At 67.1% G+C, this 16,013-nt stretch carries 11 protein-coding genes; 9 read left to right on the top strand and 2 right to left on the bottom strand.

From position 1 onward, the window contains the following. The first annotated feature begins 19 nt into the window (after positions 1-19). The 5 genes from AB0E85_RS05420 to AB0E85_RS05440 all read left to right on the top strand — a co-directional run bounded on the left by AB0E85_RS05420 (position 20) and on the right by AB0E85_RS05440 (position 9,615). Positions 20-1,246, top strand: a complete 1,227-nt coding sequence (locus AB0E85_RS05420) for an XRE family transcriptional regulator (RefSeq protein WP_361922656.1) — start codon at positions 20-22, stop codon at positions 1,244-1,246. Between the two features lie 53 nt (positions 1,247-1,299). After that, the gene (locus tag AB0E85_RS05425; RefSeq protein ID WP_361923094.1) at positions 1,300-2,550 is read left to right on the top strand and encodes a hypothetical protein; all 1,251 of its coding nucleotides are present in this window, start codon (positions 1,300-1,302) and stop codon (positions 2,548-2,550) included. After that, complete coding sequence (locus AB0E85_RS05430; protein ID WP_361922659.1) at positions 2,547-5,846, top strand: hypothetical protein; 3,300 nt, start codon at positions 2,547-2,549, stop codon at positions 5,844-5,846. Before AB0E85_RS05425 ends, AB0E85_RS05430 begins: the two co-directional genes overlap by 4 nt. A 93-nt stretch (positions 5,847-5,939) precedes the next feature. Then, on the top strand, positions 5,940-8,918 hold the full coding sequence (locus AB0E85_RS05435; protein ID WP_361922662.1) for an RNaseH domain-containing protein: 2,979 nt from the start codon (positions 5,940-5,942) through the stop codon (positions 8,916-8,918). A gap of 133 nt (positions 8,919-9,051) precedes the next feature. Continuing rightward, a complete protein-coding gene (locus tag AB0E85_RS05440) occupies positions 9,052-9,615 on the top strand; it encodes an HD domain-containing protein (protein WP_361922665.1) in 564 nt (187 codons plus the stop codon). A 7-nt stretch (positions 9,616-9,622) separates the two neighbouring features. On the opposite strand, the gene AB0E85_RS05445 is transcribed toward AB0E85_RS05440, so the two are convergent. Together AB0E85_RS05445 and AB0E85_RS05450 are read right to left on the bottom strand one after the other, a co-directional pair. Then, a complete protein-coding gene (locus AB0E85_RS05445) occupies positions 9,623-10,090 on the bottom strand; it encodes an NUDIX domain-containing protein (RefSeq protein WP_361922668.1) in 468 nt (155 codons plus the stop codon). Next, complete coding sequence (locus AB0E85_RS05450) at positions 10,077-10,847, bottom strand: helix-turn-helix transcriptional regulator (protein ID WP_361922671.1); 771 nt, start codon at positions 10,845-10,847, stop codon at positions 10,077-10,079. The genes AB0E85_RS05445 and AB0E85_RS05450 overlap by 14 nt, the downstream gene beginning before the upstream one ends. A gap of 87 nt (positions 10,848-10,934) precedes the next feature. Here AB0E85_RS05450 and AB0E85_RS05455 point away from each other — a divergent pair, with 87 nt between their 5' ends. From AB0E85_RS05455 to AB0E85_RS05470, 4 genes are all read left to right on the top strand, one after another. Then, positions 10,935-11,627: an HAD hydrolase-like protein gene (locus tag AB0E85_RS05455; RefSeq protein WP_361922674.1), complete on the top strand. Its 693-nt coding sequence runs from the start codon at positions 10,935-10,937 to the stop codon at positions 11,625-11,627. Positions 11,628-11,778: 151 nt separating this feature from the next. Further along, entirely contained in the window at positions 11,779-12,876 is a 1,098-nt protein-coding gene (locus AB0E85_RS05460; RefSeq protein WP_361923097.1) for a hypothetical protein, read from the top strand. Then, positions 12,873-14,930 carry a hypothetical protein gene (locus AB0E85_RS05465; protein WP_361922677.1) on the top strand — a complete coding sequence of 686 codons (2,058 nt, stop codon included), beginning with the start codon at positions 12,873-12,875 and terminating at the stop codon, positions 14,928-14,930. Before AB0E85_RS05460 ends, AB0E85_RS05465 begins: the two co-directional genes overlap by 4 nt. Then, positions 14,930-16,000, top strand: a complete 1,071-nt coding sequence (locus AB0E85_RS05470; RefSeq protein ID WP_361922680.1) for an enolase C-terminal domain-like protein — start codon at positions 14,930-14,932, stop codon at positions 15,998-16,000. The genes AB0E85_RS05465 and AB0E85_RS05470 overlap by 1 nt, the downstream gene beginning before the upstream one ends. Positions 16,001-16,013: the final 13 nt, after the last annotated feature.

Below are 16,013 nucleotides of genomic sequence, written 5' to 3' on the forward strand. Positions count from 1 at the left end.
ACTGCGTTTTGCTGGAGGTATGGCGCAGCCCATCTCTCCCCAAGCCTTGGTACGCCAGCGACTGTTCAGGGATATGAGCGTGGAGGAGCTCGCTGAGGCGGTCGGTGTTACGTCACGTGCCGTGCGCCACTGGGAGACGGGAGCACGGGCCGTCGGTGATCGGGCTTTCGGTCGGCTGCTGGAGGTGTTGCGCTGCGATGCGCAGGAGTTGACGGGCCGTGAGCCGGGCACCGAGACCCTCGCGGACCTGCGCCGCGACGCGGGCATCAGCACGGAAGAGGCCGCCTCAGCCCTGCGGCGGAAGCACGGCGCGCAGGGTCTGCATCTCAACGCTGAGAAGATCCGGGACCTGGAACGCGGCAGACACGTACGCGGCTGGATGTGGCGCTCTCCCGAGACTCTGGGGCAGGTGGCGCGCATGCTGGCCCAGGTCTACGGGGTTCCCGTCCGGGTGGTGGTGGATGCCTGGCTCCGCAGCCGCCCGGAGGACCCCCTCCCGGTACTCCCCGAGCGGCAGTCGCGACGGCCGTCCGAGGAGTCGATGACCGCCTGGGAGGCTCTCAACGACCGGCAGCGCACCTACCTGACCTGTATCTTCCAGCAAGACCAGGAGGCCGAGGCGGAGCAGCGACAGAACCGCTACGCGGGAGCGCGGCGGCAGCCTGCAGTCGAGTGGCGGCGCATGACACTCGCCCTCTCCGTCCCGTCCGACGTCGTCGGCTACACCCGCATTCAGGAGCGGCTGCGCGAGGCCGGGGTGCATGATCCCGGCGCCGGGTCTTCCGTGGCCGCTCTGGAACGACGCGGTCTGATCCGCGTGTACCGGGACCGGGTACATCTCGACGGCCTGGGGGACGTGCCCCGCACCAGGGTTGAGATGACCCGGCGTGGCAGAGCGGTGACCCGCACGGCGCTGGGTGTCTCCCGCGAAGCGGGACCGCCCGCGCCGCTTCTGTCGCCGTGGTTGTGGAAGATCATGGTCCGTGTCGCACGCGCTGGGGCACAGGGAGTGGACGGCAGTCTTGCCGGACGTGGACCGCACTACCTCGCGGTGGGGCAGAGCCCCGACGGGCGTACCCCGAGCAGAGGCTTCATCGTCCTTCGACACCCTGACGGAGTGACCCACGGGCCGTACCGGTGGCTTCTCACCGACTCAGGCCGGCGCCACATCACTGACCACCTCGACGCCTACCGTGCTCTGTATCCCGGCATCGACACTCAGGGATTCGAAGACGTTTTCGATTAGGGCCTTCGGGGGAGGGTCGCTGTCAGTGCCCTGTCGTAGGGTTCCGGCTCGTGATGCAAGCTGACGACACAACAGGCATTCAGCAGACGCATGCCCTGCTGGAAATCGTCAAGGCGTTCGCCGTGTGTGAGCACGCGATCGCCAGTGAAGAACTGGACGGTCCGAAGCGTCTGGACCGGCTCATCGAGGCCCACGGGATCCTGATGGCGGCGTGCGGCCCCGGGCATCTGATCCGCTTTGAGGAACTGCTGGGACGGCTCACCGGTGACCGCGCAGGCTCCCTGGAGGGGTTGCTGCCGGACTGGATCGACACCCGGGCTCTCGCCGGCGTGCGGCTGATGGACAGCGAGGGAGTCGCCACCGAGGACGGGTTCGACTTCCGGCACGAAGCCCAGCGAGTCATGCGGGCCGCCCAGAAGGTCGGCAAGTTCAGCGGCCAGGTGACGAAACCCAAGCTGGACGACGAGTACAGCCAGGAAGCCGTCTTCAGCGCGATCAAAGGCCCCTTCTACGAGAGGCACCGCACCACGCTGGTGGAGAACCCGACGGTCCCGAAGGGAAGCCTCCCCGACCTCAAGCTGCCGTCCCGGGCGAACGACTTCTACAAGCCGATCTCCCAATACGCGCAGTACAACGGTTGGTGGTGGCCTTGTCCCGCCTGTAAGTGGCCGATGAAGGTGGCAGCCACCCGTTCCGGTGCACGCATCCAGGGCAGGGTGCGGTGTCTGTACCCCTGGCACGAGGAGACCGGCGCGTCCTACGAGTTCGTCGTGACCGCTCGGAAGAAGTCGGCCCCCACCCTGAGCCCGACGTTTGGGTGCAGAGTCCCGTCCGGACGTTTCGCTGCACTGTGGACCGGGGCAGTTCCGCAGCTGCCGGAGGCTCAGCCGGTCGAGGATTACGTGGCGTTGGTGCGGCCGGTGTGGCGCTACACCGTCGTCCCTGGCCTCCCTGAACTGGCTCTTCACCGGGCTGTCTCAGCGGACCTTGAGGGCACGGCCTGGACGTCACACCTGTGGCCCAACGGAGACCAGTGCGATCACTGGATCACTCACCCGGACAGCGAGAAGCCGGCGTTCCTCGCCGACTTCAAGGACTACACCTGGGTGAACCACCTGGTCAGCAAGCTCCACATGGACGGTGGCGACCGAGGAGGAGCGGAGTACCTGGTCGTGCCTGACCACCGCCAGGAGCAGGTGGCCCAGCTCGACATGGTGTGCCGCATGTACGGGATGAAGGCGGCGATGACCGCCACCGACTACGTCGAGATGGTCATCACGGGAGTCAAGGAGGGCCGGGCGTGAGCGGGGAGATGACGGGCCGCGAAGCCGGCCTGGCAGGGGCACTCGCACTGGCGGCGCACTACTTTCCGCGCAAGGACGACGAGGGCCGGGTGCTGGCCGGCTTCGAAGGGGCTTCCTTCTTCGCCCACCGCAAGCCGCGGGCGTGGTCGGAGTGGGCGAGGCTGCCGGTGGCCGAGAGGAACGTCATCCGTCAGGTGATGGTCCTGATGTCGCCGGAGTGGACGGACCCGAAGAAGCTCAAGGCGGCGGCCCTCGCGTTGCTCGGAGCCTTCGCTCCCGACGCCGACATGGCCGACAGGACAGGTGGCTCGCTGCGACTGCCGACCAGGGAACCCGAAACGGCCGACGCCGTGATCCCCCGGGTGGGAGGGAACTGCCTCGACTACGCGCGGCGTGTTGTCGGCCCCTTCTTCACCTTCGGCAAGCGCCCCAAGGCGCAGGCGTTCGTCGGTCCCGGTACGCACAGGACGAGAACCGCCTACCTGGGCAAGGAGCACGGCACGACCAACCGCGACATCCACATCCAGGAGACCCCTGGCTTCCTCGAAGCGCCCGGTCACGAGGCTCTGCCACAGGTGAGGACCCGTCCGCAGCGTGACCGTGTGGCACCGACGGTGAAGGAACTCCTGAAGGTCGCCAAGATCCTCAGCGGCCAGGATAAGAGCGTCGCCTACCTCCACAAGACCCTGAAGCGCTTCTTCAAGGGCATGAAGACCACCGACGGCGCGCTGACAGAACTCGACCTGACCTCGGGGGACCTCCAGGTCCTCAACGCCCCCACGGGAAGCGGCAAGACGGTCCTGGTGCGGGTCATGGCGTCCTGGGCGGCGCTCAACGACGTCCGGATCGCCCTCGCGGTCACCGACGTCCGCGCAACCCTCGACATGGCCTGGGACATCAACAACGACCTGGCCTACCTGCATAGGGAGAGACATCTCCCCGAGCCCGCACACTGCACTCCACTGATGTCGCCGACGAGCATGCACCGCCGGGCCATGGACTACGCCGCCCTCAGCCCCTCCACCCAGATCGACCAGTGGGACCGTCGTGCCAGGACCGACATCGGGCTCCTGTCGGCCGGCTGCGCGCAGCGGGCCCTCATGGACCCACCGAACCTGTACCCCTACGGCGAGGAGAACTGCACGTCGCTGACCTCCGCCGCCACCGGATCCACCCGGCACACCTGCTCCTTCGCCCCTGTGTGCGGCAAGTTCCAGCAGTTCTACCGGGCCGCCGACGCGGCCGTGGTCGTCACCAACCACGCGAACCTGCTGGAAGGCCGGACCCGCATCGGTGTCGTGCTGGACGGGCAGGAGTTCCGCGGCAAGGCACGCGGTACGAGGGGCATGAGCGTGCTGGAGATGACGCTGCGGGCCTGCGACGTGATGCTGATCGACGAGATCGACGCCTTCCAGACGGCTGCCGTCAGCCGCTGCACCTCGGAGATCACCCTGGCGTCCCGGAAACGGACGACCGCGCTTCGGGAGATCGACCAAGACGCCAAGAACCTTCCCATCGTCCACGAGATGGACCTGGTGTCTCCGGTCAGCCACGCCCGGCTGATGGCCGAGATGCTGCTGCTGTGGCTCTGCTCCGGCAGCGGGTTGAAGCTGAACCCGGGCAACGAGACGGATAACCCCGACGGCGCCAGCCGTGACAACACCGGCTGGCGCCTGGCCCGCTCCCGGGACCGCGAAATCCTCCAGCTCCTCTTCCCCGACCAGACGGCCGGCGAGGACATCCCCCCGGAGCTCTTCGTCCTTCTCGAAGAGGTCATGCCTGCCCACCGGCATGAGTCCGAGTTTCATGAGGAGTCCGAACTCCCAGAGGGAGCCGACTGGGAGGCCGTCCAGACAGCCCTGACAGTGCTTACCGCCCAGCGGGGCCAAGACCATCTCACCGACACACGCGAGGAGATGCGCAAGCTCCTAGCCGCCATCGTGCCGGATGCGTACAAGCGGTCAGCGGTGGTGAACCTACTGGTCACTCGTACTGTGCTCCGGGAACTCGACGCTGCGCTGGACAGTCTGCGCGAGCGGGCACAGACCCTGCGTTACCTGGACCTCGGGTCAGTCCGCAAGATCCTCGAAACCATGCGCAGCAGTACGGTCGCCACCCTCTACCCCCTGGCGATGCTGGGTCGGTCCATCCACGGCTACCAGGTGAAGGGAATGGACAACAAGGAGAAGGAGGCGGAACTTCTCTCCCGTTCCTTCGGTGGTGACCCGCACACCTTCGTCTCCGAACTCGGCGGCCTCACCGCTCTGCTGACCGCCGGAGTGCAGCGATCGGTCATGGGCCTGTCCGCGACCGCCTACCTTCCTCAGGCCGTACAGGAGCACATCCATGCCCCCGTGCGCTGGTGGCTGCCCGACACCCGCCCCGAGTCCATCGTCACCGTTCCCACCCCGGTTCGAGGCGGCAACGGCGACGCCATGAGGATCGGAGGACTCCCGCCCGAGCTGAAACCCAACGCTCTGCGCGACCTCGGCAGGGGTCTGTACGAGCAGCAACTCGCCAAGCGCCTCGCCCGCCTGGAGAAGCAGGAACCGGAACGAGCCCGCGTCATCCTCGCCGTCAACTCCTATGAGCAGGCCGCCTACCTCGCCTCGGGGGTGGCGCAGGCAGACGGCCTGAACCACAGGGTCTGCCTGCTGGTGAAGAAACCGGAGAAGCAGAACTACGAGGAGCATCTCCCCGCCCACGTGGACAGGATGGTCCGGGAGGAGCTGAAGGAGTTCCCCGACCGCGGTGAGATCCTGATCGCCCCGCTCGCAGTCATCGGGCGAGGCCTGAACATCGTGGTCGGTACCCGCTCGGCGGTCCGCGACATCTACCTGTGCGTGCGTCCCGTCCTCAGCATCGAGGACACCGACTGGATGCACGCGAGCGTCAACGCCGCCGGAGTCAACACCCTTCCCGTAGACGGTAGCGATGAGCCCCTTCCCGTCCTGCGGAAAGCCAGCGAAGCCTCGTGGAAGCAGCTCTCCAAGATCCTTCGCTCGCCGGCCCGGTTCTCCAACATGGACCACGACCTCCGCAAGGAACTCGTGGCAGGCATGCTCGTCCTGCTCATCCAACTCGCCGGCCGAGCCCGCCGCGGCGAGACCGACATGACCCTGCACATCGTGGACCACTCCATCCACGACAAGAAGTTCAGTTCGGACCTGGCCACGATCATCAAACAGATCTACGCCGACTGGAATCCGGAGCAGCGCGAGATCATGAACGAGCTCTACGGTCAAGCGCTTCAGGCATTCCTGACCTATGCGGGTCTCGACCGCGACATGATTTGAACCGCCCACTGCCAATCTCCGTCCTTTCGAGACGGAGTCGCGACCGCTTCCCTCTGCCCGGGGAGAGGAACCAGAAAGGCGAGGTAACGCCCAATGGGGCGAAGCAACAACCAGCGGGATCTCACCGCACGCACCACCTCGATCAGGTGCACCAGGGAACTCCTGGACGGCATGACCGCCATGGTCTGGGACTTCGGGGACTACCACTCGCCTACACGCAAGGCGTGGAGGGAACTGAGGGGTACGGCCGCGCAGAACAGTAAATGGATCAAGAACGAACAGGAATCCGACCCGTTCCTCGTTCCGTACTCCATCGCCGTCACCGTTCTCCAGCAGATCACTGACGGTTATGTCTACCTGGACAAGCATCTGGCGTTCATGGTGACGCTCAACCCCGTGAAGCCCGAGATCCTCAGGGATGTCTTCGCCTACCTGGAAGGAATCGTCCGCAAGGTTCCTGTGGACGAGATCCCTTTGAGGGACGTCCCCGACCTGGCCAAGCGCATCGCGGACACCATTCCCCAACGCCTGAGCCTCGCCGACAACATCCTGCCCAAGGACGACGGCAAGCCCGCCAGCCCCGACAGCTGGGCCTACGAGGCGGTGAGGTGGCACATCGCCAAGAAGCTGGCTTCCGTGTCGTTCCAGGACCGGGAGATGGAGCCGGTCCTTGAGGAGTACGAGGGCAAGAACGGTGAGATCAAGCACAGGACCGTCGACTGGCAGCCCTCAGGAAACGTCGCGTCGTTGGACTACCGGCCTGTCAGCAACGGTGACCTGATCGCGTGGGACAACCCCATCGGTCCGGTCTTCGCCGGTCTCGCCCATCCGGTGGACCTCGGTGATGCGGTCAAGGCCCGGCCTGAGAACCCCACCCGGGCGCAGGTCCAGTACGCGCTCTCCCGTCTGTCGGTCAAGATGGCCACCTACACGGCCGAGCCCAACCCCGTCCTGAACCTGAACGCGCACATCCGCCGTGTCAACAACACCGTGATCCACTCCAGCACCGTCCTGGTGGACCAGGGGAAGGACCGGCCGCTGCTCTCCCTGTCCCTGGACGGGCGTGGCCTGCGTCAGACGAACAGGCACGCGTTGGAGATCCTCGCGAAGATGGACGCCGACAGGACCTCACTTAACGCCATCGAGGAACGTGTCGCTCACGAGCGAAGCCTGCTCAACGTCCGGGACGAGAACGGCAAGAGGATCGACATCCTGACGCCACCGCCCGGGGTGATCCGGCCCACGATGCCGAAGACGGACTCCTTCGCCGTCGGCACGGGTGCCGGCACCCACCACCTGGCGCTACTCCAGGAGCACATCGGTCGTGCTCTCGGCGACAAGGTGTCCGCCCTTGAGCTGAAGTCGAAGGGGAACATCTTCGGTAAGCGAGCCCATGAGCCGGCAACCTCCGCCGAGGGCAAGGACAAGACGCGGAAGAAGGAGAACGGCGAGTACGTCGACCTCGTCGGCAAGCCCTCGCCCGAGAGCATCCGTCGCTCAATCGAGGCGGCCGGGTACAAGACCCTGCGCATCCTGTGCCTTTGGTACCGGGACGAGACCCGGATGCGGATGATCCACGGCCTGGCCCATTCCTATGGGCTCGACCCGGACGGACTCGACCCCATCGACGGTGAATCCGTCCCCCTCGCGCCTGGAATCGAGGCCGTCTTCTGCAACGCCGAGGAGCTTCTGGCACACGGTCCCGCCACCCAGCGGGCCTCGGACACAGAAAAGATCACCAGTAGGTTCGCGGAGCCCGGCGTTCTTCTTGCCGCCTGGTGCGAGACCGAGATCCCCGTGCGAGGCGAAGAGCACGAGGGAATGAAGCCCGCCGATGTGAAGAAGGCCCTAGAGGAAAGCGACGCCAAGCACCAGGTCGTGCGCGAACTGGCCAAGGTCACGGTGCCGTCCCAGTTCCTCATCGGCAGGGTGTACGACCCCTTCACCAAGACCTTCAGCATCGTCAAGAAGCCCAGGAAGGCCTTTGAGGACCATCGCGTCTACATGGGCCTGTTGGATCTCTACCGGTCGTGCGGAGTGGTGGACGACCGCTTCGAACGAGCCCTCTACCCGGACGACGACCCCTACCCGCTGCCCCGCATGGCGTTCGTCGGTATCCACATCCGCAAGCAGGCCACCGATCGCAAGTTCAAGGGGGAGCCAAAGAGGATCATCTGCGCCAGCGCGATCATCCCCTCCCGGAAGCCCGGCGGCCCCTGGCGCATGCTCGGCTGGAGCAACATCCACCCGGAGTGGGAGCACTACGCCTTGGCGCAGAGCAACTTCCACGCCGCCAACTACCCCCTTCACACGGAGGACGGGGACAGCGATTTCCAGCGCTGGGCACAGGCCGGCGAAGACGTCCAAGCGGCTCTCAAGGATCTTCACGAGGAACTCGACGGACTCCCGTATGCCCTGATGATCGACGGCCACGCATGCCGCCGTGTATGGCCCGGCCTTCAGAATATGAGGCAGGGTCTCGGAAAGGATCCCGACGACCCCCGCCTGTGGCTTCCCGGAACCGGGCTTCCTCTTTCCTGGAACCCCGTCAGCATCCTTCGGATGAACTGCATGCAGGCAGAGATGCCGCGACTGGTCTCCGTCACCGAGAATCTGAAGAACGGCAAGTCCGTCACCCTCAAGACCTCAAGCGACCTGTATTACCCGGAAGAGCGACCCGAAGGCCACCCCTGGTTCCTGTTCACCGTGCCCCGCAACTACGGCAAGAAGCGTCACGGACAGTGGAAGACCCGCTGGCGCGCCGACCCGGGCAAGGCGTCGAAGAACGCCGATGAGCGCCGGGAGAACGAGCTGAACTCGCCGTGGTACAGCATGACCACGCGCGAGATCACCCCCATGTACACGCGGGAAGGGTACGACCGGGAAATCCTGGCCGTCGCCGCGGCCCGGCTCAGCCACCAGGCCATCTCCTGGTCAGACCGGACTCGATACCCCGCTCCGCTCCACGCGGCGCTCCAGATGGACCTCGGCCACCCCCAGTACCGACGCTCGGCGCCGAAGGACCCCGAGAGCGTCGAGATCCTGAACGCCGCCAACGGCATCGACGCGTAGACGCTGAGCACCAACACGCAGCCGCCCGTATCCCGCATCGGGACACGGGCGGCCCCGGACAGCGGACGCCGGAAAGAATGGCAGAGGCTACCCTCGCAGCGCTCACAGCCGATCGATGGGTACGCTCGCTGCCATGGCTGTGGTCGGTTGGGCATACGAACTCGCGGAGTCCCTGCTCGCTGAGCCCCTGCCTCGCCGGTGGGCTCACTCCCGCGGAGTGGCGGCCCGCGCCGAGTCGCTGGCGCCGGTCCTCGGAGATGATGGCGAGACGCTGGTTGCGGCCGCGGTGCTGCACGACATCGGGTATGCGCCGGTCGTGGCGGTGACGGGCTTTCACCCTTTGGACGGGGCTCGTCACCTGCGGATGCTGCCTGGGTTGGACGAGCGGGTCGTGCGGCTGGTGGCCAACCACTCCTTGGCTCTGCTCGAAGCCGAGGAGCGTGGGCTGCGGGAGACCCTGGAGGCGGAGTTTCCGCAACTGGACGACGAAGTCCTGGTGGATGCCCTGGTGTACTGCGACATGACCACCACTCCCGACGGATCGCCGACGACGTCGTACGCGCGGATCGACGAGATCCTCGGTCGCTACGGCTCGGACAGCGTGGTCGGACGGTTCATCCGTCGGGCCGCACCCTCCATCCACGAGAGTGTGGCGCGGGTGCGGGCGCGAGCCGACGCAGCTGGGCTGACGGCATAGGTCGTGCTCAGCCCAGGTAGGGGTACTCGCCGGAGAGGTAGTGGCCGATCTGTTCCCGCATGCTGGCGTGGATGTCGAGGCCGTCGAGTTCCTCCGGCAGTACCCAGCGCACGCCGTCGGCCTCCTCGTTGACCGTGGGTGCGCCGCCGACTGGGCGGCCGATGTAGGCGGCTTCGTACTGCTGCCGGATCTCTCCATCGGAGTACTCGATGATGTGCGCGGGGTTGGAGTAGACGCCGAGGAACCCGGTGATCTCGGCGACGATGCCGGTCTCCTCCTCGCATTCGCGCACGGCGCACTGCGCGGGGCTCTCCCCGAAGTCCTGGGCGCCACCCGGCAGGGCCCACTGCCCGGTGTCGCGGCGCCGCTGGAGCAGGATCGCGCCCTCGCTGTTGACGACCAGGAGGTTGCTGGCCGGGATCAGGGTGTTGGGCTTGGGGGCCTTCGGGTCGTTGTAGTACTCAGTCCTGCCCACGCTGGTTGTGCTCCTGACGGTCGGGCGCCCAGGGGCGCGCGGTGTTCCATACGGCTTCGAAGCTCTCGGTGTAGCGGCCGTACCAGTCGGTGCCGTCCGTGCGCCGGAGCTGGAAGAGAGGGTTGGCGCTCGCCGGCTGGCCCCAGATGTGCGGGTTGACCAGTAACTGGTCGTCGTACCGGAAGATCGAGTTGTACAGCGTCGTGTCGTGCAGCCGCACCTCGCAGCCGGGGGCGCCGACCAGGCCGCGGTAATACGTCAGCGAGGCCCGGATTTTCGCAGCGAGGGTGTCGCCGATCCCTTCCTCACGGCCCCGGACGGCTACCGCTTCTCCGTACGGATCCCCGAAGCACAGCCGGATCTTGACTCCGGCCTGCGCACGTTCCTGCAGCATGCGGGCGATGTGCGGGTTGGTCTGGGCGAAGAACGTACCGGAGAAGACAAGGACGTCGACGTGCTTCACGGCTCCGAGCAGGAGAGAGATCCAGACGTCCCTGGGGACGCTGGCCCGGTTCGGGTAGACCTCGACGATCTCCGACCTCAGGGCTTCGAGGTGCACGGGTCTCTGGCCGTCGTTCGGCCAGAGGTACACCTCGTCCACTTGCAGGTGCTTGGCGACGACGAAGCGATGCCGGCGATGGGGCACCCGGCCGGAGAGCCAGCGGCCCACGGTCTTGGGGTCGACGGAACAGAGCTCGGCGAGATCTTCTTCGGTGATCCCCCGCTGGACGAGTGCCGAGCGCAATCGTTCATTCACTCGGACAATCCAATCGCACCCGTGGTCGCACTCGCAAGGACGACCGGCTCATCGAGAGTACGCGGGCGGTGTGCTTACGCTGGCAGGATGCCGCTCATCGTGCTCTGGGACATCGACCACACCCTCATCGACAACTCCGGGGTCAGCAAAGAGATCTACGCCGCCGCGTTCGCGGCTCTCTCCGGTCGGGCGCCGGTACGTCCCGCACGCACGGAGGGGCGCACAGACCGCTTGATCATCGTGGACATGTTCCACGATCACGGACTGCAACCGCCTGCGTGGGAAGACGCGCTGGCCGCGCTGGAGGCGGCAGGAGCGGGCCGCGAGGCGGACCTCAACCTGCGCGGCCGGGTTCTTCCTGGTGTCCGTCAAGCTCTCAAGGCGGTGTCCGAGGAGGACGACATGGTCTCCTCCGTCCTCACGGGGAACATCGCCGCGAACGCGCGGGTGAAACTCGGTGCCTTCGGCCTGGACGCCCTCCTGGACCTCGCAGTCGGCGCCTACGGCGCCGACTCCCCTGACAGGGCGGCGTTGGTGGACGTAGCGAGGAGCAGGGTCCGGGCCGTCTACGACCTTCCGGACGACACCGCCGTGGTGCTCGTCGGCGACACTCCCCGCGATGTCGATGCAGCCCTCACATCAGGCGCGCACGTCGTGGCGGTGGCATCCGGCGTCCACGGTGAAGACGAGCTGAGACAAGCCGGCGCCCACCTTGTTCTCCCGGACCTGAGCGACGTCGACGCCCTCATGGCTCACCTTCGCGCGCTCGCTCGCCCCTGAAACGTCCCAAGACGTCCTCGGATCGTCCCGGGAGGCGGTTTAGCCGTCCCGGTGTTCTCTTGCACGCTCTTCTCTCATCGGCCCCGAGGTGGAACGGGCCGCCGATGCAGGACCAGAACTCCCTTACGGCTGGCAGGGATGGAGTGTGCGCATGTCCGCAGTGCTTGGCGAACTACCCGCATCAACGGCTTCGCTCACGTCTGTTGAGCGCCTCGCGGCCCGATACGGCGTTCCCATCGAGGACTCGCTGCTCATTTCCATCAACCTGCACGGGATCTCGTCGGACATCCCACGCCATCGGGCACGTGTGCTGGTGCGCCTCGCCACCGCTCCGTCCGTGCCCTGGCAGGTCATCGTCCCGCTGAACGCGGATCGTTCGCCGTTCCGTCTGGAGAGCGGACAGCTGACGATCGGCGGTGAGTCGATCGGCAGTGTCGAACGCATCGATGCTGACGAAGCCGTTGGCGGGTACTTCCGTGACGGCGGCCGAGCGGCGACGCTCAACCCGAACGCCCGGAGCCGCTGCGTCGGATGTGCCTTCTGCCCCAACACCCTGGAGGCCGCTGCCGATCCCCGCCTGTCGGAGGAGCGGGAGCTGACCGAACTGCTGGCCGCGATGTCGGAACAGCATCCTCGCGGTGACCTGACCGAACTCCGTGAGATCACAGTCTCGACCGGCTGCTTCGAACGCGAGCGGGCAGCGACCGACCACCTCCGATCGCTCCGGAGCGTGCTCACCGAGCACAACATCAACGCACGGATCGGCTTCCTCACCTCGGTGCTGCGCACCGAGGAAGCGTTCGAGGAGATCGCCGCGCAAGCGTCCCCCTTTGTGCTGCGCCTGACCGCCGAGTGCTTCACCCGGCGCGACCTGCTGCTTAAGGCCAGCAAGGCCACACTCGCGACCTCCGAGATGGCGCAGGTACTACAGCGCGCGCTGCGCGTCGGCCACGGCACCTCGTTCACGTACATCGTGGGTTTGGACAGCCTCGAAGCACTCCGCGATGGCGTCGCGGCTCTCGCGCCGTACGTCACCGAGTTCCCGAACTTCCAGGTGTACCAGGCCCACAACTCGATCATGGCCGGGTTGCGGTCCGAAGGCGCCCAGGACCTGGAGTTCTACCTCCAGGCCCGCAGGGCCATCGAGGAGATCATGGGCTCCAGCGGTCTGCGTCCGGTGGCCTGGGAGTGCTACCGGCCCTTGTGGTACTTCACCTTCGCCGGCGAGAGCCTGGTCGGTGGGCGATGACCGACGTCGCGGTCCTGGCCGACGCCCTCTGGCGAGCCACGACATACGCCTCGGTGTGCCAGCTGCACCTGCGTGGGAACGTGCTGCTCTCCGAGCCCCTGTCCCACGAGCACGTGAAGCCCGACCCCTCCGGTCACTGGGGCACCGTTCCGGGAACAGCCTGGGCACTGGCCCATGTCGCGCTGGCCGCAGGCCAAACGTCCCCGGAACGGGTCGTGGTGCCGATCCTCGGCGCCGGCCATGCGGGGATCGTCCAGCTGTCGATGGCCTGGCTCAGCGGAGAACTCCACTCGATCCGCCCCCAGTTCACGCCCGATGCGGACGGTCTGACCCGGCTTGTACGGGCGTTCCCACACGTCGACGGACTCGGTGCCGAGGCCCATCCCGCCCTGTGGGCCGGTGACTACCTCGGAGGACGGCTCGGAGGTGCGCTCGCGTTCGCCCAGGGTGCCGCGCTCGACACGCCCGACCGCGTTCTGGTCCCCGTCGTCGGAGACGGTGAATGCGAGACGCCCACGACGGCGGCCTCGTGGCTGGCCGCGGGCGTCGTGCCGGACGCACAGGTGCTCCCCGTCATCCACGTCAACGGATTCCGGATGGGTGGTCGAAGCCTGCTGGGAGGAATGACCGACGACCAGCTGCGCGCGTACGCCACCGGCCAGGGCTGGGACGGCCGAGTGGTGCATGTCGTCGAGGGCTCCGAGGAGGAGCACGCGGCTTTTCACGAGGTGTTCCAGGAGGCCCTGGATGCGACCATCCGTGGCTGCCGTGTCACTGTCTTCCTGCGGTGCACGAAGGGCTGGGGTGGGCCGGAGACGGTGGAGGGCCGCCGAATTCTCGGTACCCCGCGCGCCCACAAGACCCCGCTGTCAGCCCCCGGACGCGTGGCCGACCAGCTGGAACTCCTAGAGCGGTGGCTCGCCCAGTACGCGCCCCACGAGCTGTTCGATCCCGACGGCCGCCCGCAGGGCTCATTGGCTCGTGCGATGGCGGCGGCCAGGTGGTGCCGACTACGCCCGACGCACGCCGAACAGGGGCCGGCCAAGCGCCGAACACCGCTCGGCTACGAGGACTTCGGCACGTTCGCCGATGCCGTGACCACCGTGCTCCGCGACCACGCCGCGGACGGCGGGTTCCAAGTGTTCAGCCCGGACGAGCTGGCCTCCAACCGTCTCGGGGACCTGGCCGATGAACCGTGGACCAAGGAGCTGCTGGCCGAGGAGGTCCTGCTGGAGTGGCTCGCCGGCTGGACAGCCAGCGGTCGTCGCGGAGTCCTGGTCTCCTACGAAGCCTTCGCTCCGCTGCTCCTGAGCGGGGTCGCCGCTCACCTCAAACAGCGCCGCCTCACGGGGGCGCCGGTTCTGCCCAGCCTGAACCTGCTGCTGACGTCGTACGGCTGGAACAACGTCTTCACACACGGCGATCCGTCCTTCGCCACAGCACTCCTAGCCATGGGCGACCACACTGTCCGAGTTCTCACACCCGCCGACCCGACCCGTACCGCAGCCGCTCTGGAAGAGGCGCTCCATTCGGACGGACGCGTCAACGTCGTCGTGGCGGGCAAGCACACCGCGACCGCCCACCCCACCGACACCATGCATGAGGAGCAGGCGTACGGCCTCGCCATCTGGCCACATCTGAGCGATGACGGCGAACCGGACATCACCATCGTCACCGCGGGCGACCTCCCGGCCACCGTCGCCGCCGAAGCGATCCCGCTGCTTCGCGGAAACCGTGGCTACCGCGTCCGGGCGGTGAATCTCCTCGACCTGACCGTGCTGGGTGATCCCGCGACCTGGCCGCGAGGGCTGTCCGACAGGGACATCGCTCAATACTTCGGCCGGCACGCCGCTGTACTCGTGGTCACCCTCGGCCATCCAGCTGCTGTTTGGGGGCTGCTGGCGGGAAGGCTCCGCCGTCCGACCGAGGTCATCGGCTGGCAGGAGCCGGCGGGCCCGATGCCTCAGGCGAAACTCGCCGACAAGCTGGGCCTGACCCCCACCGGCCTGCTCCAGGCGGCGAATCGTCTTTCCGCATCCCGGGAGCCGGCCTGATGAGCGCGATCTGCATCGACCGGATCGAAGTCGTCGACGTACGGGATGACGAACCCGCGGGGGATGACACGGCCTTCATCGCCCTCCACGCAGCTGGTGAGACGGGCTGGTACGGCCCCGTCAGCGCTGCCATCGCCTCCTACGCCGACAAGGTCCTCGCGCCGACCGTGATCGGAGCCGATGCCACAGACCATCAGGCCCTCCTCCAGCGCCTGTTGGGGCCGGCGGTCGCGAGTCCGGACCCGCATGCCCCGTGGGCCATGGGCGCCATCGATTGCGCGGCGTGGGATCTGCACGGGCGCCTTGACGGTCATCCGGTGGCGGACCTCCTGACTCCGAAGACCGCGCGCCGAACCGTACCGGCCTACGCGTCGTGGCTGACGAAGGAACTGACCGACTCTGTCGAGACTGACGTCCTGAGCGAAGTCCTGGCAGGCAGTTGGGCCTTCACCAAGTGGGGGCTCCGCTGCCGATCACCGCACAGCCCGACGGAGGCGGCGCGGACTCTCGCCCGGGCCGTGGAACACGCGGCCGAGGAAACAGGGGTCCGGATTGCCGCGGACGCTGTGGGCACGTGGACACCCTCCCTGGCCCTAACATTCGCCGAACGGGTCAATCCGTCCGCGTTGATCTGGTTGGAGGATCCTCTGCCACGCCACGACCTCCGGGTATACGGTCAACTGGCAGCGACGCCCGTGCCCGTAGCCATAGGCGAGCGCCTCTCGCTCCGCGAGGACCCCGCCACCGTCCTCGACACGATTCGCCCCGTGGCCCTGACGCTCGACGTCGTCGGATGCGGCGGGCTCACCAGGACTCTCGACGTCCTGGCAGCTGCTCGCGCCCGCAAGGTGCCGGTCTATCCGCACGGCCGCTCGCTGATCCCCGGCATCCACCTTGCCGCCGCGTTCCCCCAGGCCATCCCCGCGACCGAGTACCGCCTCCAGTGGGAGCCGGGCCGACAACGCATCTACGACCACGCCTGGCTTCCCGAACACGGACACCTACGCCTGCCGGAATCTCCGGGTCTCGGCACCACCCCGAGGAGGGCTTCATGCCGCGAACATCCGTAAGCCTCCCAGTGGA

It is taken from the genome of Streptomyces sp. NPDC029044 (assembly GCF_040637495.1).
Lineage (GTDB): Bacteria > Actinomycetota > Actinomycetes > Streptomycetales > Streptomycetaceae > Streptomyces.